Origin of the sequence: Agrobacterium sp. 10MFCol1.1 (assembly GCF_000381165.1) — a bacterium.
GTDB lineage: Bacteria > Pseudomonadota > Alphaproteobacteria > Rhizobiales > Rhizobiaceae > Agrobacterium > Agrobacterium tumefaciens.
Genome location: NZ_KB906079.1, coordinates 1 through 19107, shown reverse-complemented (window position 1 = coordinate 19107; position 19107 = coordinate 1). Strand labels below are relative to the sequence as shown.

Sequence of the window (19107 nt, the reverse complement as noted above, 5' to 3'; positions counted from 1 at the left end):
CCGAGGGAATTAAACAGAGAGGGCTCGCAGTATTGATAATGATTGCGACTGCAGCCTCACAGGCTATGTTGCGCCATCCCAATGAACGCCCGACCGCATGGGCTCTTTGGCTGGAGTTATCAAAAAGGTGTTGTTTAGCGGCAGGGGGTCGGCGCTCGCCTTGTGGTAAGACGTGGTCTCGTCAATTGCCCACGCCTCTTCGATAGATGCTTCCGGAGAGAAATAGTGGCAGAAGACGTAACGCAGTGGCTTTCCATCGGTATCGAAGTTGGCGACGCTCGTCCGAATTTTGTCGAACCTACGCTGTTCCACTACATCACCACCCAGAGCATCCAGACCTATGTGAACAATGCCGACGGTGTCTTCCGGGAGCTGCTTGTTGGCCTCAACCAACTTGCCCATGACATCGCGAGCCTTTTTCCCGATCGCCACATCAGACCCGCTCACCCAGCGAAGGGCAACAGCCTGATCGACCTCGTCAATGAAGTGCGGGTTCTGCGCGAACCTGATCTTGTGCGCGAGCAGAAGGGACTCATAGCGCCGGTACGAGCCGAGTAGAAAATTGTTATACTTCGGCCCTGGGTGCATCCAGCTCGATTCCGATAGGGCTGCCTTCAGCGGAGACAGATCGAGGCGCCTCATCGTACCATAGGCCAAGTCGCCGTGAATGATCTGATTGTCGATTTTCTTGGTAAGAAAATCACTTGCCAGATCAAGGAGAAAACTATTTTGGATTTTGTCGATTTCGACTTTGAACGTCAGGTCGAAACAAAACGACTCGCCTGTTCTAACTAGAAAATCAGAAGCGGGCTTCCACAAACCCCGCATCCGCTTCCGCTCGATCTCGTGATACTGGCCGGTTTCCATTCTCTTGCATTCTATAGCGAAACGACGTCCACTACGGATCACGTCCAGGTCATGTGTTCGGCCGCGACCCGGTTCTTCGGGGTGGAAGGCAACCTGATAACCTTCGCGTACGTAAGCAGCGGCAACCAGAAACTCGAACAGTCCGCCATTGGGTTGACCCCGTTCTTTAAAGATGAGCCTCTTCAGCCGCTCCTCATATCCACCGACTTTCAGCAAGTTCTCGATGTTGCGGCCAAGTGCCGAGAACACGGGCATCACTCGGCAACCAAAGACTACTTCGTAGTTTTGGGGATGATCATTGAAGGCTTCGCCGAGGAACAGATACCAGGCGAAAAGGTCCTTGCCATCGTAAAACTTGCCAACGCCAGTAGGATCCGGCTTCTCACCGATCAGTGATTGATAAAAGCGCTTAGCGGTCACATCCCGTCGCTTAATCCATTCTTCGTGACCCAATGCCGCTTTGAAATGCTCAACGCAGCGTTTGATGTCGGGGTCATGCCCAAACAGGGCAACCTCGTCAGGAGCAAGTTCGTACATATTAGGGGGAAAATCGAGGAGCCGGCTCACTTGATAGGACCAATGGCCTCCTCAAGTGCTCGTCGAATGAATGACCGTCCCGACCCGGATGCGTTTTTGAACGACTCTCCGGCGAAATCAATGTGCGCGGCCCGCGACAAATGCTCTGCGAAGAATTCCTTCTTCAAGTTTCGCTTTTCGAGCGCCGCTGGAGCGAAAACACGCCTCAAAACATCAAACAGTGCCTGAACTCCGACGGTCCGCATTATGAAGGACTTACTGCTCGCGTTAGACCAGAACACGTCCTCACAGGCCGCAAGGTAGTTGAATACAAGGGTGTAGATCAGATTGTCGTTGGTCTCGATGTATGGAGCGCGTAGCGGCGATCTGTCCCGTGGGCCGTCCAGCAGCACGCGGCGCGTATTGCGACTCGGAGTAAGCATAAGCTGCGTGTCGCGTTTGGGGTTGGACGAAAACAGCTTCATTATCCCTTCGACTACAACTGCGGTAGAAACACCCCAGTCCGTTGCTGCACCTAGTTGTTCAAGTGCCTTGTCTTTCTTCGGGGCGATCAGGATGCGGCCACGGAGCGCGGACGTGGGATCCGTCCCAAGCTTTCGCGACAGGAATACGGAAAGTTTGTCTGGCGACCAATATTCGGGTTGTTCTTCTTCGATATTATAGCCGAAGAGCTCGTAAGTAAGACTCTTGTCAACTGGCTTTTGCGTCGAGTTGATTGTCGCAAAGAGCTGCGCTTGGTAGGGTTTCGGTAGGTCAATAAACACCGAGCATAAAAGGTTCATCTGCAAGCGTTCCGCGCGATCAGCCTCTGCAAAGGCGAACAGTCTGTGCTGACCGTCGATAATCGCGGCGAGCTTTGCCTCCGACGGAATAACGAGATCAAAGCCTCCACAGGCATCTTCCGTCAGCACCCACCGACGCGAGGGCGGTGCAACAGGAACTTCAGCCGGGTTCTGCTCTTCCGTGTCTGTCAGCGATGGCTCATCGTCCTCGATCAGTCCATCGGAACGGAAGTTTGCAGCGAGAATGATCGCATTGGGAAACGCCGCGTCCTCGCGGTCGATATACTTGGCAATTTGCTCGAGGCGTTTCGACTGAATAATCCGCTGCGTTGCCTCGACCGTGTAACCGATCCCGTCGTCCTTGATCTTTGCTTGCATGGCGTCGCTGAAAGCAACGGTCAGGAGAACCTCCGCCGGGATGACGGCGGCATAAAAAGTGTAGAGCGGTTGTTCGACCAGGATCGCCTTGGTCTTATAAGGGAAGCTGACCATATTACACCTCAAAACCGTTAAGATCGCCCTTTGGAGTAACGCTTGTGTCAGGACCAAGCGTCGTGCGATCGTCGATGGCGTCGTTGAAAGCTGGATCTTCACCGCTTGTCAGCCACCACATCAAAATCGCGAGGATACATCCAACGGTCGCGATCGCCCAAGCCAACCACTCGGCGTTTGGTCTTGCAAAACCGAGCCAGACGACAAGCGCAATGAGGATCGCACTGTAGATCACGGAGAATGCTTTTAGCGGCTTCTCGCCGTCAGCAAAAAGGAGCTGAAGAACAGATGATCCTGCGAGAGCCGGGAAGAAGGTGAGCATTGCGGTGAAGACACCCGCACTCGTGCTCCCAGGGCGCGACAGCATCAGCGGTAAAGCTTCGTACCAGAAGCCGAATCCGGCAAAGCCGACGATACCAACGATGAGATAGACCCAGAACGTAAAGTGACCCATCGGGCCAAAAAACCTTCGTCCCAATTCACGTTGTAGATAAGCAACGCCCCCTGAACCTTTGACCATTCCCCTCGGCCCTTCCTTTCGTCAATCTTTACCAGGCACCACAGCACTCGATATGGTCGATGCTTAACAGGCTTCTCCTAGCAAATCGATCAGATCGTTTATTCTCTATAAATACAGACAGCTGGACCGAATAAGCAACAAACGGTTGCAGATTTGGGGATCCAATAGCTCTCTAATCGTCTATAGCGGTACCGATTATGTCGGTGGCCATGCGCCTGAGTGGAGCAAACGTGCGGCGCTCGACGGCAGCAGCCTTTTACTCGGGTCATGAATCGGCGGTTGAAATGTGAGGAGAAATGGTGGCAGTGAAAACCCAGGCTCGACAAGAGGGTGCATGCCTGAAAAAATTGCAGCAAGGAAGCAAGATAACTTACTTCCTTGCTGCCTGCTATTGACTTCCATTCGGGAAGCGTCGAAAGTCGGTTCAAGGAGAATCGGCTATGGATGGCAACTTTCTGAACTTTGCAGCGATACGGGGCGTCCAAGCTGGTTGTGCCTATTACGTCGTTATGGTGCCGCTTAAAACGCTTTCGGTGCTCTTCAAGTTCGATGATGACGCCGTGCCGGCCGACTTGCGAGCGCAGAGGTTGCTGAACAAAGCACGTGTGCCACAAATCGCCGACTACATCATTTCAAACCCTGAGGAGTATATCCTCTCGTCGCTGTGCGGATCCGTGGACGGAGACATTGCATTCGAGTCCGCCGTTCCCGACGGGCCGCTCAGAAATGTTGGTCAGCTGCGAATTTCCCTTGATGCAACACTGCTGATCAACGACGGCCAGCATCGTCGCGCGGCGCTCGTCCAAGCGCTCCGGGAGCGTCCGGCCTTGGCATCTGAGACGATCTCCGTCGTTCTGTTTGTTGACAAGGGTTTGCGTCGTGCACAACAGATGTTTGCAGATCTCAACATCCACGCTGTTCGGCCGAACAGCTCCATCAAGCTACTTTACGACCACCGCGACGATCTTGCCGGGCTTACCCGCGAGGTCGTGAAGCAGATCCCGTTGTTTCGGGATTTCACCTGCTTCGACAGCGCAAGCATCTCGAACCGCTCCATCAAGTTTTTCACTTTTAGCTCGCTTCATCAGGCAACGGCTGCCTTTTTGGGTAAGGGGCGTAGCGACACGGTCGGTGACGGTGATCTGCCTTTGGTGCGGCGCTTCTGGGAGCGGGTTATTGAGGAAATGCCAGACTGGCAGAGGGTCGGGACGCGACAAGTATCTGCCGCGGAGCTGCGGCAGGATTACATTCATTCCCATGGCGTGGGTGTTCAGGCGATCGCGATCGCGGGCGCACAGCTGATCGCCTCTCATCCCAAGGACTGGGCGCCAAAGCTTGCGGGGCTTCGAAACGTCGACTGGTCTCGCGCCAACCGAGCGCTGTGGGACGGAAGGGCGATCGTGGCCGGAAAGGTCAACAGATCCAAAAACAGCATTATCCTCGTCAGCAACGTGGTGATTGGCGGACTGGGGCTGCGTCTGGGCGAAGAGGCGCAGAGAGTTGAAGACATGTATGCACCGCAGAACGTGCACAGAATAAAGGCTGCAGGCTGATGGATGAAAGTATCTTTGCCGATGGAGGCTTATCGTCTCGTATCGAAGAAATTCAGCGCGTCTACCTTTCCGACAACAGGCCGTGGGTTGTTGGCTATTCGGGAGGTAAGGATTCCACGTGCACCCTTCAGCTCGTCTGGCAGGCCCTTTCTGAGCTGCCGGAAGAACAGAGGCGCAAACCTGTATTCGTGATCAGTTCGGATACGCTGGTCGAAACCCCAGTTATCGTCCGCTACATCGACGTAACACTGGAGAGGATCGATACTGCTGCACGCGCACAGGGGCTGCCCATCCAAACACAGAAAGTCATGCCCAGGGTCGATCGAAGCTTTTGGGTCAATCTGATCGGCCGTGGGTATCCAGCGCCGTCTCGAAGGTTCCGCTGGTGCACGGAGCGCCTTAAGATCGAGCCCGCCGACGAGTTCATTCGCGAGCGGGTCGCCGAATACGGCGAGGTTGTGATGGTGTTAGGCGTGCGCACTTCTGAGAGCGCGACACGCGCGCAGTCAATGTCGTTTCACAAGATCAAAGGCTCGCTGCTTTCACGCCATTCTTCGCTTCTGAATGCCTTCGTCTATGCTCCGATCGAGGCTTTCTCTACCGATGATGTTTGGACCTATCTGCTTCAGAACGACTCCCCATGGGGCAACGACAATCGTGATCTCGTCGCGATGTACAGGAACGCCTCGTCGGGCGAGTGCCCGCTTGTGGTTGATACGACGACGCCGAGCTGCGGCAACTCGCGTTTCGGATGCTGGGTATGCACCGTCGTAACCAAAGACAAGTCGATGGAAGCGATGATCGATTCCGGCGAAGACTGGCTCGAACCGTTGCTGGACTACCGCGACATGTTGGCCGAAACTCAGGATCCCGCGAAAAAGCGTCTCTATCGCGATTTTCGACGTAGGAGTGGTCAGGTCTCCTTTATCGGCGACAGCGCCACCCCGGTGCCAGGACCTTACACCCTCGATTTCTGCCGAGAGCTTCTCACCAAGCTGCTACAGACACAGGTTGAGGTCCATCGCAATGCGCCTCCGGGCGAGAGCGCGCCCCTCATCCATGAGGCAGAACTCCACGAGATCAGAAAGATCTGGCGAGCCGAGCGCGGCGACTGGGCGGACAGCGTTCCCTCCATAGTCCGCGAGGTCCTTGGCCGCGATCTGGACTGGGTCATAGAGGACAATGTCAGCTTCAACCGCGAGGATGCTGGTTTGCTGGACGAACTCTGCGCCTCTAACGGCGTACCCACCGAGCTTATCGCCCGGTTACTAGACGTTGAGCGTGCCGCGCACGGTCTGAAACGCAGGCATGCGGTCCACACCAGGATCGAAGACATCTTCAAGCAGGAGTGGCGCGAGGTGGACGAAATCGTTGCTGAACGCCGTCGGCAGCTTGTGGCCGACGGCTTGATACCGGATGTTGATAATTCTGACGAGGACGAGCGGCCGGAACTCGCATTCGACGTCGAGACAAACACATGATCCTGCATTCTTTAATACTTGAAAACTTCGGCCTCTACCAAGGGGTCACCCAGTTTGACCTCGCGCCGCGTAAACGATCTGGCGGAGATACCCCGATTGTCCTGGTTGGCGGGAAGAATGGCGCGGGAAAGACAACTTTCCTCGAAGCTCTGCGTCTCGCCCTTTACGGAAAACGGGCGCTTGGGACACGGGTAGGGCAGTCGGAATACGAGCAGTATCTGCGGTCGCGTCTCAATCGGGGCGGCGGAAGCTTGACTGCGGCCGTCTCCCTAGAGTTCGATTACGCCGAAGCTGGCGTTGTCCATCGTTACGCGGTCCGGCGCGAGTGGTCGGCAAGAAGTGGGTCGGTGGCCGAGGCCATTGAACTGGAAAAAGACGGCAAGACGATCACGTCTGTTCCGAAGGAAGAGTGGCATAGTTTTCTGCAGGAACTCATTCCTCCGGGTCTATCGCAGCTCTTCTTCTTCGACGGAGAGAAAATACAAGAGATCGCCGACGGCAGTGGCGAGGAAGAGTATCTCGCTGACGCCGTACGCGGGCTATTGGGTATCGAGCTTATCAGCAGGCTGCGCACTGACCTTGCCCTTTATCTTGCACGCCACAAATCCCAGGAGGGCTCAGACAGCCTTACCGCGCGACTGGAGGCCAACATCCGGGACATACAGGCGGCTCAGTGGCATGCGGATGAATTGTTTGAAGATTCCGCCGAATTGACCGCGAAGCGGGAAGCCAGCTCAAGGGTCGCGGAGCAGGTTCGACGCCGGTTTACGGCGGAAGGTGGCGATATCGCTCTTGGCCGCGTCAAGCTCGAAGCCGAAATCCAGGAAAACAAGGCAAACCTTCATTCTTCAGAGGCAGCGTTCCGCGATGCTGCGAACAAGCTAATGCCGTTAGCGTACGCACCGCGGCTATTGAGCAGGTTCAAGTCCGCGCTTGCCTCCTCGTTGGAAGGCAGCGTTGATATCGACAGCATGCGGCGCGTTCTCGAAAAATTCGAGAAATGGGACGGGATCTCGACGACGTGGACGGCAGTGCATCGCCGGGATTTCCGCGCGTTTCTTGAGAGTACCGCAACGACTGATACAGGTTCGTTCAAGGATCTATCGGATCGACGGAGTGCACTCGCTGTACTCGATCTGGTCGGCACGGATGTCCGGCCACAAGCGCAAACGCTGATGCGGAGTCTCCAATCATTGGTTGCGAAACGCGATGTACTCGAAGCAAGTCTTGCAAGAGCGGATCACGCCAAGGCAAGCGCAATGCTCGACGAACTGAGAGATGCCGACCGTAATCTCGGTAGCACCGAAGCCGCTCTGGGCGCGAAACTGGAAGAGTTGAGATTAGCGCGAAACGCGGTGGCGACCTTGGAGCGCGAGCGGTCGAAGCTTCTCGCAGAACAAGCGAACGATGAGATGGGGTCAAGGCGAAATGATCTGGGATACCGCGCCGCAAAGACCTTGCTAGAGTATGAAGCAAAGCTTCTTGCCCTCAAGCTCAAGCAGCTTCAATCGGAATTCGTCAGGTGTTTTGCACATCTCGCCCGCAAGCCCGATCTGGTTGCGGAGGCTCGTATAGACCAGTCGACCTTTACGGTCTCGCTGTTCGATGCGAGCGGAAACCTGATCCCCAAAAGCGAACTCTCCGCCGGCGAGAAACAAATCTATGCGACCGCCATGCTTTGGGCTCTGGCGAGAACGAGTGGACGCCATCTTCCGATGATCATCGACACTCCGCTGGCGCGGCTCGATACAGAACATCGATCCAGGCTCATCGAGCGATATTTTCCGGTGGCGTCGCATCAAGTGATCCTCCTATCGACGGATACCGAGATCAGTAACGAAGCGATGCAGACGCTGGAGCCTTTCGTCTCCCACAGCTATCAGCTGGTCTACGATCATGCAGCGCGCCGTTCTACGGTTTCCGCCGGATATTTCGATGTCGACAACGAGGAGGCAGGCCATGCACTACAGCAAGCTTAGGATTTCTGCTGACGCCACGAGCAAACTCAGGTTTCTCCGCCAGAGGACTGGCCTCACACCAAACCTCCTGTGCCGGATTGCGCTGATGACCTCGCTCGAAGAAGGTGTGATCGGTAGCGTACCACCTCCAGACGAGGAAGGATCTGAATTCAACTCCTACACGCTTACTGGAGAACATTCTGCCCTTTACATCGCACTCCTTCGGTTTGTGGAGGAGCAAGGCGGCGAAGCTGAGCTGTCGGACGAGGAGATGCTTATGCGTATGAGGGCACATATCCATCGCGGCGTCGGCACGCTTTCGGTACGGGCCAAGTCGGCGGCAGATCTGCTTGCCATTATTCCGGAGGCAGCATGAGCCAGCCGCTCTACCTCGACCACAACGCGACAACACCAATCGACCCGCTCGTGGTCGATGCGATGGAACCCCACCTGCGGGAAATCTTCGGCAACCCGTCGAGCGTGGAGCATCAGCACGGATATGAAGCCGGGCGCGCGATCGATACGGCGCGAGCCTTGGCTGCTAGCGCAATTGGCGCCCGCGAGACGGAAATCGTATTCACCGCTGGCGCGACGGAAGCCAACAATATCGCCATTTTCGGCGCCGCACGAGCCAACCCGGAGAAACGTCATCTCGTCACCACCGCGATCGAGCACCCGGCGGTTTTGGAGCCGATGCGAGCACTCGAGCGCGAAGGCTACCGCGTCACCTATCTGGGCGTCGACGAGACCGGCCGCATCAGTCTCGAAAAACTGGCTGGCGCGATTACACCGGAGACGGCGCTGGTAAGCGTGATGGCAGCGAACAACGAGGTTGGTGTCATCCAGCCGATCCGAGAAATCGGCGCAATATGTGCCGAGCGTGGTACTCTGTTCCACAGCGATCTGGCGCAAGTGCTGGCGTACCATCCGGTGGATGTCGAGAAAGACAACATACATATCGCCAGTCTGTCCGCCCACAAAGCATACGGCCCTAAGGGAATAGGCGCGCTTTACGTTCGCGCCCGCAAACCAAGGGTTAAGCTGGCGCCGTTGCTTTTCGGCGGAGGACAGGAGAAAGGCTTGCGTCCCGGCACGCTCAACACAGCCGCGATTGTTGGTCTCGGCCGGGCTTTTGCTATATGCAAGGAGCGATCGGCAAAGGACGCCGAACACGTGTCCGGTTTGTGTTCTTCCTTCTGGTCAATCTTCAGCGAACGTGTTCCGGAAGCCGTTATCAATGGACCGACGTCCGGGCGACTGGCCAACAATCTTTCTATATCCGTCGAAGGTGTTGAGCCGCTGGCCTTGATGAGGCGTCTCAGAGGGCGGATCAGCTTTTCAGCGTCAAGTGCCTGCGCGACCGACAAGATGGAAACCTCGCATGTGCTTCTGGCCATGTTTGGCAACACACAAAGGGCACGACAAGCCTTCCGTATTGCACCGGGCCGCTTTACGAGTTCAGACGATGTCATCGAAGCCGCAAAATTGCTCGGAAACGAAACGCGCGCGTTGAGGGACAGCACGCGCGCCGCCTGAACGTCAAGGAGACCTTTGGCCGCATCTGTTCAAGCAAGGATCATGTGTGTCGCGTCTTTAGACCGACAGCAACTCCTCTACTGCGCTTTCGATCAGCGCCGTGTAGCCTTGGATAAACTCTTCGGCCGTATAAGGCTTCATGTCCCGTCGCTCTGCCAGATATTCATAGCCGCCGCTTGCATATGCATTGAGCCGCCGCATCCCCTGGTCAGTCAAACTGTTCGGACTTTCTGAATCGACGAGCCGCTTAAAGAGTGCACGTACCTGCGCCTTTTCGCTGACGTCGATGCCGCTCTTGCGAAGCTCCGCGGTGACGAGCAGTCCGATGATCAAACGGCTGGCAGGGCGATAATCCTCGACGAACTTCTCCACAAGATCGGTTGCAGGATAGGCTGTGCCGGTTAGTTCAGTTGCACGCCCGCTCGCAAGACCAGCGATCAAGCACAGGTAGTAGACGTCGAACTTCGTTCTGAATGGCGGTGAGTCTGCGATTTCTGAAAACCAGCTCTGTGCGTCGGTGCGAAGGCGAAAATAGGCCATGGTCATTCGTCCTCTTCGTCGGTAACGTCGAAGCTCATAAAGTAGTCTTTGCCTTCAACCACGACCGAGTAATCATTTTCCGAGACACCTGTCGTTGGGAGCCCCGGAAGCAGGCGAGCCGTTCCCGTTGTCCTTCTGAACATCGTCAGATATCGGATTTCGTCAGTCGAATCCGCCAGTGCGGGCACAAAGCCTGACAACTCGGTGTTGATCGTGAACGCCACAAACTGACTGCAGAGTTCCGGGATCAGGCCGCCGATCCGTCGCCGCCGGCCCAGATCCATCGGGTTGGCAGGGCTATCAACAACGAGCGGAAAGTCGTTATTGCCACGGCGAAGCGCGCTCATCAGGAAGACGTAACCGGCAGCCAGAACTTGAGCGGTACTGCCGGTGCCTTGCCCTTCCAGGCGGATCGAGCGATCAATCCGGCCAATGGTCAACGGGTCATTGGCGAGTACCTTTTCAAGGCGGGCGTTACATAGGTCAATCAGCTCTGCCTTAATCTTTGATCTGGCCAGCTCGGTTGTCCGGGCCATAATGGCTTTGATAACGTCAGTTTGCTTGCGAAGCGTTACGGTCTCTGTAATTTCCGAGATCTTGCCACCAAACTCCTTGATTTTTTTGTCGATTAGCTTGAGCGAACAAGGCTCCGCCGAGCCATCTTTTTCATCGTCAGCGTCGATCTCCTGCAGGAGACGCTTGCAGTCGTTATGGAGTTGGGTTTGCTTTTCTAGTTGTTGTTGCCATGCAAGCAACTCCTCATCGCCTTCGTCGATCAGCTTTTGCTTGAGCGCGTTGACTGTCTGGCTAGCCAATTTCTGATCGCGCCGGGCAGCACTAAGCGAAGCCATGGCTTGCGATAGTCTTTCTTCAGGTGATCCAGTCTCGGACGCGGCGGTGAAATCGCCAATGTCCTGCTTGATGGCATTGATTACTCCCGATTCAGATGCATCGAGATAACGCAGCGACCTGATCCGAATCTCGTGCTTGGCACCGGGCGTCATTTCCCGGCCGCAGATGCATTCGTCCTCCTCAAGAAGCTCATTGAAGAACTGAGTTGAGGTGTTTTCCGGCAGACGCAAGTTGTCAAGATTGTCTTTGAGCGAGATCAGCGATGTGGCGAAGGATGGGTGGATTGCCAATGGCTGACGGAGCGCCTGCATCGCATCGCCTGCTGCATTGGATAGCGCTCCGACAGTCCGCGTCATTTCGATTTTCGCTTCGTTGAACTGCTCGCGGGTTGATCGACCAGTCCCGAGCCGATCCTCGATCTTGGCAGCAAGATCCGTAATCTCCGCACCGATTTCACGGACTTGGCCCTCCGCTTTTTCCCTCGCCTTGGCGATAGTCGTGCGCCGCGCCGTCATGTTACTAAGCTGTGTGCGCAAACGGTTGAGTGCATTGTCGCTCTTCGCACCGGCTTGCTTAGTACGCCGCGACCATTCTTGCTCGACGAACTCTCCAATTTCGTTGAGAAGATAGAGTTGGCAAAGGGCGTCGATCGCGTCATCCGCCGCGGTCTGCCGTTCGTCAAGGAGGCGTGCCGCGAACTCGCCGTTAAAGATGAAGAGACCCAGAAATTCTTTCGCGAGGAAGCGGCGCACGGCTGGCAGGGGTTGCCAAGACTGGACCACGCCGCCGCTCCCCGGATTGGTCGTCCGATAGCGCGCCACACCCATTTCGAAGTCGAGAACCAGCTCAATCGATAATTGTCGGCCGTCGACCAGCAGCGACACGACGAACGTGCCGAGTTCGCGCTCATCGCCCTTTCTACGGTAGCTGCGGACGGTCTTTTCGTCCCACGACGTCGCAACGCCGCTTAGCGTCGCAATCAACATCTCGAGGGTTGTCGTCTTTCCGGTCCCGTTAGGCATCTGGAGAAGTGTGACCTTGGGAACCGTGGACCCTGGTCCGATCAAATCAATCTCAACGTCAGGACAACGTAGCCCGGAGGTCGACCATCCGGCGATATCAATGCGCACTCGGTTGTTCCTCCAATTGTACCGCTAAGCGGACATCCTCGTATCTCTGCGCCTGGGCTTCCTGCGAGTCGTCGCCCGCGGTCATGGCCAAGAGCCATGCTTCCAGCCGCAGTGACAGCGCTCTCGGCTGATCGCTCTCGTCGACAGCTTCACGCAAAGCTTCCGCCAATGCGTTATCAAGTGCCATAGTCGTCTCCTTTCCGTACCTTCGCCAACTCGGAGAGCCAGGCGCAACGTTCCTGGTCTGCGTTCGGGACAGCATCAGTTTCAGCTTCCGGTCGAACAAAATCCACCACAAGAGCGCGCTTGTCAGGCTTCGCCGGATCGATCCTAAGGCAGCGCCCTATCCTTTGAATGGTTTCAAGCTTCGCACGTGCAGAGGCAAAAAGAATTACGGTGTTCAGCGAGCGAATGTCGATTCCCTGTGAAATACGGTGGCAGGTAATGAGGCAGTCTATATCGCCGCGGGCAAACGCGGTGAGATGATCGCGATCGTCATCTGCGTAATATGTCCTGTAGCGGTGGGTACGGCGATGGATCGAGGCGAGGATCCGCTCTCCATATTCTTTCGTCTCCACGAAAACGATGCTGCGGTTCAAAATCTCCGGGGAGTTTTTCAGGTGGTCCTCAAAAACCGCGGGCTTCGCTTCGGCAGTTTTGTAGACCTTCGCGATCTCTGTCCAGAGCTCCTCATTCCCCATCGGTCGGCCTTCGCGCTGACGTGCTGCCTTCTTCGCGTAGACTAGCCGAAGTCGCTCCCGGTCAGCGTCTGTAAGATCATAAGGGAGGGGCCGATAGTCAAATTCACTCAAAACCCCACGCGATATCGCTCTTTCAAGCGGAAAGCGGTACAGCGTCGGGCCGATCTCATCGGTGATGAAGTTATTTCCTTCAGCGTCGTAAGCACGCTCCGGCGTGGCGCTCAGGCCGACCCGCCAGCCAAAAGCTTTGTGCTGACCCTTCACGCTACCGACCAAACTCGGCATGCCAAGGCCGTGCACTTCATCATGCACGATCAGGGCCTTTGCCTTGATATGATCAGGCAAGCGCATGAGCAGTCGTGGGAGTTGCCCACGAGAGACAACGATGAGAGACTTTTTGGGGTCAACGATAAAGTCTCCCATCTCGTGATGGGGCCCGAAATGACGGTAGATTAGCCACTTTGGCCCACCATCCAAGTTCCATGCGTCTAACTCGGCCGCCCATTGTTCAAGGAGGTCGGTGCCTTCCATCGTCACGATAGCGCAGTCGATCGCGCCATCGGAGACGAGGTTTGCCAGTATCTTCAGCGCGGTTCTGGTTTTACCCGTGCCTGTTGCCATTTCGAGAATGCCAGCGGGCTTTTCAAGGAACGCCGAAACCGCCTCTTCCTGGTGAAGCCAGCGCGGATCAACTTCTGTCGGGGCCTCGGGCTGTTTCTCGACAACTGTATCGACGAATGGCCAGTCAGCATTCTTCCGGAACTTCTCCAGAATCTTCGCTGACGGTGCGATCACCGCCAAGCCCGCGGCCTCGCCTGCCCAGGTTTCATCAAACTGCTCAGACTTGGTGGCGACCCGCTCCTCTTCCCCAGCGATCCAGTCGCAATAAACATCGATACTTTCGTAGTTACGGCTATGGCCGCCAGTTGTTTCGTTCGCCGAGCCGGTGAAGGCAATCGTCCTGCCGGACGAGAGATCAAAGATACCGAATTTCTCGTGAAATATGCCGGGTTCGTCCAAATGCTCGGGAAAGGCAAACTTGAGTTCGAGCCTATCATTGGCAATAAGCCATGCGAAGACGCGTGCACGGATGGCAGTATCGTTGGGTGACAGCGCCAGCTCGGCAATCTCTTCAAGGATACGATCGACCACGATCGAGCGATAGGCCGCACGCTCTTGCTCGTCTTCAAGCTCCGTCAGGGTGCGCCTGTCAGATTCCGATATCATCGGCGACGAAATCAGACGGATCGTCAGCATCTTCAGCGCCGCCCGAGGAAGTCCATCGATCCAGGAAAGCAGAGCAGTGCTTGAGAAGTATCCAGCCGCTCGGCGGTAAAGGGCGGCCTCCCGAATACAAGGCGCAAAAAAGTCATCGGCAAGGCTATCTCGGCCGCTGCGATAGTGACTTTTAGGACGAAAGCCCGAATGTCCAGTTGCTCTATTCATTTAAAATCCAATGCCGTGTCATTCCTCGAGCAACCACCGTAGCAAGTCCTCGCGATTTTGCCTCTCGGCGGACTGACGGCTTTCCGCCATGATAACGTCCAACGAATCCATTTCCACAGGATCAGGCGCTGCCGGCGCTTGGTCGCTATCAAAAATCGCACTAAGCCGATCTGGTTCAGGCCATCCCGTTAAAAACGGGCTCGCGGCGCAAATCTCGTCCCGCATCACTGATCCAATGCCGCGGTCCCAAGAGAGGATGCCAGTCGAAGACATTTCGCTTGTCATCTGCCTGACCAGATCTCTGGCACGATCCGTAGCACAATGGGTTCGCTGCCAGCCCGAATACCCGGTGTCTACGGCGTTTAAGACGCCAAGGGCAATCAGGATCGCCAAAACCGACACGGCCGCATGGCTATCGATCCGACGCCCTGCAATGCGGTTGACAGCCATCCAGTTCAGCGTCCCTACGTTGCTCGCTTCGATACAGGCGGCAAGAATGCGATGCAGTTGTGGTCTGACGTAGGCATCCTGACGCGGTGTGTCCGCGAGTTCAAACCGGCCTTCGTGCCTCGCGACTTCCCGCCAATGCGCGCGCTCCGAGCCGGAGATTGGCCAGACGTCGATGTCCGCAACGGCAAGGAGGGAGCGATAATTTTCCGGGGCACCATTGTGCCGGCCCCACTTGGCAAGCGCAAACTCCCCTTCGGGCGACCAAAGCGGGAAGACATCTCGTCTCTCGCCAGCCCGGCGCCCGAGGGCAAACAGGCGCAACTGGTTGTTCTCCAAAAGGTAAGGAGGAGGATCGGCGAGGAGATGTTCCGGTGATGGCAACTGATGGCGAAGGCCGTAAACGCCCGGCAGGAACCGCAAAAAAATTTGAGGGTTTAGAAGCAAAGTTGGCCCGATGCTATTGGGTGAACGGCCTGGCGGAAGAACCTCAGGTGCATTTTGATAAAGCGTCAAAAGACGCTCTGGGCCACGTCGTTCGAGTGCAGCGGCAAGTGCTGCGACACACGTGGCACCATCGTCATCAGCAAATATGTCCTCATATTTGGGCGGCGCTTCGCGAAAAAAGTCTCCGCGATCATCTGAAATAGGGAGCTCGCCTCCAGCTCCAATTGCAAACCAGACCTGATCAAACGTTTCGATGAAGAGGTGCGGCGCCGCTTGCATGACGATATCGGCGTCACGCGCAGAGCAGGGATCGAACGGACAAAGCTGGTGGTACAGTTCAATTAAACTCTCTGCGGGAAGAGGTTGCGCCGCCGCCGCCAGCAGTCGGTGCAGACCAAGGGCTCGACGCATCCTTGGCCCCGGTTTCGACTTGAGCACGTAGCCTTGGTCAAGCTCGAGGCCGAGCTCGACCCGCAGCCCGGCTTCCACATGAGCTTCGCCGTCCCCTCCGTATTCGGAGATGGAGCGCGGCAGAGGCAGATGAGCGAGTGCCCTGAATTGATCGGCAGCCGCCATCGCGAGCTCGGCATCAGCCGGTGCGCCGATCCAACCGTGGGTGGCCCGTGTCGCTATGCTTGAAAGCCACATCCGAGGTTGCGTTGCAATCAGCTCGAGCGAAAGCTGAAGAGTGCCATCCAGGTCGCGCAAGGCAGAGTCTACCGTTTTATCTGAAACCCATCCACGCCCCTCGCTGAGCTTCAACCAAGCGGATGGAGATGCGGAGGCGACGAAATCGGCAAGTGGAACAAGGCGCATGCGAACCCGCATGCGTGTCAAAGCGCGTTTTTCGATCTGCCTGATACGCTCGCGCGTCACGCCATAGTCAGACCCGATCTCCTCTAACGTTTCGCGCGCGTTTGACGCTAGACCGAATCTGCGCTCGATGACCAATCGGTCTCGGGCATTGCATTGCCCGAGCAACCAATCAAGGCTTTCCTCAAGCGTCTCGAACGTCGGGATCGTGTCAGCCGAGGCATGCTCGTCTTGCCGCATGTCGCCAAACAAAGCTTCGCAGGCCTGCGCAATGTGCTCTTGCGCCACGCCGCGCTCTGCCAGCACTCTTCGTGTTACAAGCTTTACGAGAGAAGACATTTCACGAATTGACGTTCTGCCTATGTTTGGCCGCGTCCGCATACTATCGAGGAAGGTGTCGAGGTTTAGAACAACGTCAGCGAAGCGAATGGTCTGAAGGTCGGGAGCGGTCAGAGTCCGCTGCAGGCGGACAGAAAGCAACTCACCTTCGATGGCCTTGGCCAACGTTAGGTCGCCAATATCATCAACCATCTGCGTCCGGTTAAGACCGTATTGCGAAGGGGCAAGCAATTCAGAGTGAACGGGCGTAACGTTGCCTACCATTTCACCATCTGATCAGTTTGGTGACGACACGGATTGACTGCGGATTCTGTGACATAGTCTGAAAGATTGTCACCACGGCTGACCGGTGCGCTTACACCGGCGAACGAACAACGCGTTAATGCTCCCGTCATAGACTGATGCTGAAGTTTCATGCCGCGTCGCGCTCACCGGTCTTCTGGGCGTCCAGAAAGCGACTATAGAGGCGAGCGATCTCGAAGATCCTCGCCGGTCTGCTTTTGGTACGATCGGTCGAGTTACTTTCCACAATATTTCCAGCGAAACTATGTAGCAGGGCTACAGTGACTGCGTCTGCAGACACCGGATTGAGGGCGTATTCACCGCTTTCGATCGACATCAGGTACTTATTGAAAGCCTCTATCCTGCAGGTGGAAGTCTCTGGGGTCAGCGCTTCCTCTCCAACGGCGTCCTTGAGCTTTGCTACCGAATTGAGACCTAGCTGCACCGCCGTATCGAAAGCTTGGCCGGCGTTCACCGACAAATCGGAGCTCGGGAAGGTCGGACGAAGCTGCGCGACGAAATCATGAATATCGACGAAATCGCCGACATTCTCCTGCATACGGGCAGCGTTGGCAGCCAGCAGCCGAGTGATCGCGGCATCACCGGAGCGGGTCAGATGCCCCAGCGCCTCAAGCAAGCCCTTTTCAGCTTCACCAGGCCCTCCACCTTCGGGCTTGTAGCCTATGTCATGCTCAATTTCGTTCCACACATGCGCCATCATCGAACATACTTGGATTTCGCAACTGGTGCCGCGCAGATTTTCGTAATTGCCGATCAAATCCTCATTCCTAAGAAACACCTGGCAGTGGGTCGCACGGTAGAACTGATAGCTGTTCACGGCGAGCTTGTCCTTTTTGTCGACAAAGACATCGCCGCCGGATTCTCCTTCGAACAACTTGCAAATTTCTTCCGTTACCCTTTGCTCATCCTCGGGCCTGTAAGTGGCGATGCGGACCCCGGCAAAATCGCCAACGCCAGCAAACACATCATCAACGGTTGCATAATTTTTATCTTGGCGCCGAGAGAATCGTTTTAGTTTTCCCTCGAAACTCCGGACCGTCTTGGTTCTAAACGTCACCTGCGCGCGGATCGCATTGTCTTCGACTATGCTGGTTCGACAAATATCCGAGACTCGGGCCGCGAGCTTCAGGTAACGATCTCGCTCCCGATCGTATCGAGCGACTGCAGCGCTTATAACTTTCTCTGAAATCGGCATGTCATAGCTCCCCGACTCAAAGTATCTCGCGCATTCAGATTAGTCGAGAGCGGGAATCTGATATTAGTAACAATCTGTGGATGCTAAATGTCCATAGCAGCGATCGTACGCTGAGTATGGCGCTTTTAAATTAAAAGCGGCTACTGCAAACTAGCGCTAACTTGCCCGTTACCCGAAAAGCGATTGAATTTTGGGATGCCTGATCTATTGGTCGCCAAGCGGCTGAAACCGGCGAACGCCTTCAGATTTAACCTCCCAGACCCAGACCTGATACTTCGGCTCCCCGCCCCCATTCTTTGGTTCGGACGTCTTGCTCTTCGGCTGACGAGCCTCATCGTTCATATCGAGCGTAGTTTTCCCATAAGGGTATGAGTAGGGTTGGCTCAGGTGAATCTCTGACGGGAACGAGCCCGTTGGATATTTTTGGAAGTAAGGGTGCAGCTTTGCGGTGTACTTCCCATCGATCTCGTTTATTGCAACACTCGTTCGATGAATGCGGTCGAAGATTGGACCTTCTGCTCCTTTGGCATTTTGCCAATAATAGCGTACACCTTCAAATACCTCTCTCATTCGTTTACGTTTGCCGGCCAGTACAAAAAAAGCCTCAGCATTTTCAGCGTGAGCAACCATCTCGAGTCGGATTAAATCCCAAACGAGCGCCTCAGCCCTCACTCCAGCATCGTTAAGCCATTTTGACTCGACCAGAGCGCGGACTTTGGGAAACTTCTCGATTGCGGCAAAATCTACACAAGGCTTCGCACCAGGACCGTCTTTCGCGACGCTTAGAGTCGGGTGAGGATGTTCGGCCGACACGCCACACTTGAAGCGGTAGGCCAGAACTTGTGAAATGGGCGTGCTGATGTATCGCTCGTTGAACAATCGTAAGCCCACGGTGAAGGCCGTCTTGCGATGACGGCCTTCTGACTGCCAGTCCTAGTGGTAACACTAGGAGTAGTCATATGACGAAGCATGCAATTGAGGTGATCACCTCCGTAGAGCGCCGTCGGCGCTGGTCACGCGAAGATAAAGAGCGGCTCGTCGCTGCGTGCTTTGAGCCAGACGCGGTCATCTCGGAGATTGCCCGCGCGGCCGGGATCCATGTCAGCCAGTTGTTCCGTTGGCGCAAAGAGCTTTGTCGGATCGAGGAGCCAAGATCTGACACTGCGGC

General features: G+C 55.9%; 16 protein-coding genes. 6 read left to right on the top strand and 10 right to left on the bottom strand.

Features of this window, described 5'->3' with window-relative positions; genetic code table 11:
• Positions 1-63 precede the first annotated feature (63 nt).
• The 3 genes from F617_RS0118725 to F617_RS0118715 are packed head-to-tail and all read right to left on the bottom strand — an operon-like array spanning position 64 to position 3198.
• Positions 64-1404 carry a transposase gene (locus tag F617_RS0118725; RefSeq protein WP_081626773.1) on the bottom strand — a complete coding sequence of 447 codons (1341 nt, stop codon included), beginning with the start codon at positions 1402-1404 and terminating at the stop codon, positions 64-66.
• Between the two features lie 26 nt (positions 1405-1430).
• Entirely contained in the window at positions 1431-2678 is a 1248-nt protein-coding gene (locus F617_RS0118720) for a DNA phosphorothioation-associated DGQHR protein 1 (protein WP_019566305.1), read from the bottom strand.
• 1 nt (position 2679) lies between these two features.
• Positions 2680-3198, bottom strand: a complete 519-nt coding sequence (locus tag F617_RS0118715) for a hypothetical protein (protein ID WP_245260825.1) — start codon at positions 3196-3198, stop codon at positions 2680-2682.
• Positions 3199-3638: 440 nt separating this feature from the next.
• Between F617_RS0118715 and dndB the strand changes: the two genes are divergently transcribed.
• The 5 genes from dndB to F617_RS0118690 are packed head-to-tail and all read left to right on the top strand — an operon-like array spanning position 3639 to position 9726.
• Complete coding sequence (gene dndB / locus F617_RS0118710; protein WP_019566303.1) at positions 3639-4751, top strand: DNA sulfur modification protein DndB; 1113 nt, start codon at positions 3639-3641, stop codon at positions 4749-4751.
• On the top strand, positions 4751-6232 hold the full coding sequence (gene dndC / locus F617_RS0118705) for a DNA phosphorothioation system sulfurtransferase DndC (protein ID WP_019566302.1): 1482 nt from the start codon (positions 4751-4753) through the stop codon (positions 6230-6232). The genes dndB and dndC overlap by 1 nt, the downstream gene beginning before the upstream one ends.
• Positions 6229-8211, top strand: coding sequence for a DNA sulfur modification protein DndD (gene dndD, locus F617_RS0118700; RefSeq protein ID WP_019566301.1), 1983 nt, complete (start codon positions 6229-6231; stop codon positions 8209-8211). The genes dndC and dndD overlap by 4 nt, the downstream gene beginning before the upstream one ends.
• On the top strand, positions 8192-8566 hold the full coding sequence (gene dndE, locus F617_RS0118695; protein ID WP_019566300.1) for a DNA sulfur modification protein DndE: 375 nt from the start codon (positions 8192-8194) through the stop codon (positions 8564-8566). Before dndD ends, dndE begins: the two co-directional genes overlap by 20 nt.
• Complete coding sequence (locus F617_RS0118690) at positions 8563-9726, top strand: cysteine desulfurase family protein (protein WP_019566299.1); 1164 nt, start codon at positions 8563-8565, stop codon at positions 9724-9726. Before dndE ends, F617_RS0118690 begins: the two co-directional genes overlap by 4 nt.
• A gap of 57 nt (positions 9727-9783) precedes the next feature.
• Here F617_RS0118690 and F617_RS0118685 read toward each other — a convergent pair whose 3' ends face one another.
• The 7 genes from F617_RS0118685 to F617_RS0118655 all read right to left on the bottom strand — a co-directional run bounded on the left by F617_RS0118685 (position 9784) and on the right by F617_RS0118655 (position 18818).
• Positions 9784-10272, bottom strand: coding sequence for a hypothetical protein (locus F617_RS0118685; protein ID WP_019566298.1), 489 nt, complete (start codon positions 10270-10272; stop codon positions 9784-9786).
• Positions 10269-12248, bottom strand: a complete 1980-nt coding sequence (locus F617_RS0118680) for a hypothetical protein (RefSeq protein ID WP_155846276.1) — start codon at positions 12246-12248, stop codon at positions 10269-10271. Before F617_RS0118680 ends, F617_RS0118685 begins: the two co-directional genes overlap by 4 nt.
• Positions 12238-12435: a CxC ATPase DNA modification system associated small protein gene (locus F617_RS0118675; protein ID WP_019566296.1), complete on the bottom strand. Its 198-nt coding sequence runs from the start codon at positions 12433-12435 to the stop codon at positions 12238-12240. Before F617_RS0118675 ends, F617_RS0118680 begins: the two co-directional genes overlap by 11 nt.
• On the bottom strand, positions 12425-14395 hold the full coding sequence (locus tag F617_RS0118670; protein WP_245260823.1) for a DEAD/DEAH box helicase family protein: 1971 nt from the start codon (positions 14393-14395) through the stop codon (positions 12425-12427). The genes F617_RS0118675 and F617_RS0118670 overlap by 11 nt, the downstream gene beginning before the upstream one ends.
• A gap of 18 nt (positions 14396-14413) precedes the next feature.
• Entirely contained in the window at positions 14414-16633 is a 2220-nt protein-coding gene (locus F617_RS0118665) for a sigma factor-like helix-turn-helix DNA-binding protein (protein ID WP_245260821.1), read from the bottom strand.
• A gap of 220 nt (positions 16634-16853) precedes the next feature.
• Positions 16854-17939 carry a GTP pyrophosphokinase family protein gene (locus tag F617_RS0118660; protein WP_081626769.1) on the bottom strand — a complete coding sequence of 362 codons (1086 nt, stop codon included), beginning with the start codon at positions 17937-17939 and terminating at the stop codon, positions 16854-16856.
• 204 nt (positions 17940-18143) lie between these two features.
• Positions 18144-18818, bottom strand: coding sequence for a hypothetical protein (locus F617_RS0118655; protein ID WP_019566292.1), 675 nt, complete (start codon positions 18816-18818; stop codon positions 18144-18146).
• A gap of 80 nt (positions 18819-18898) precedes the next feature.
• On the opposite strand from F617_RS0118655, the gene F617_RS28040 reads away from it, so the two are divergent.
• On the top strand, positions 18899-19107 hold a 209-nt coding region (locus F617_RS28040; protein WP_155846275.1), incomplete at its 3' end, for a transposase.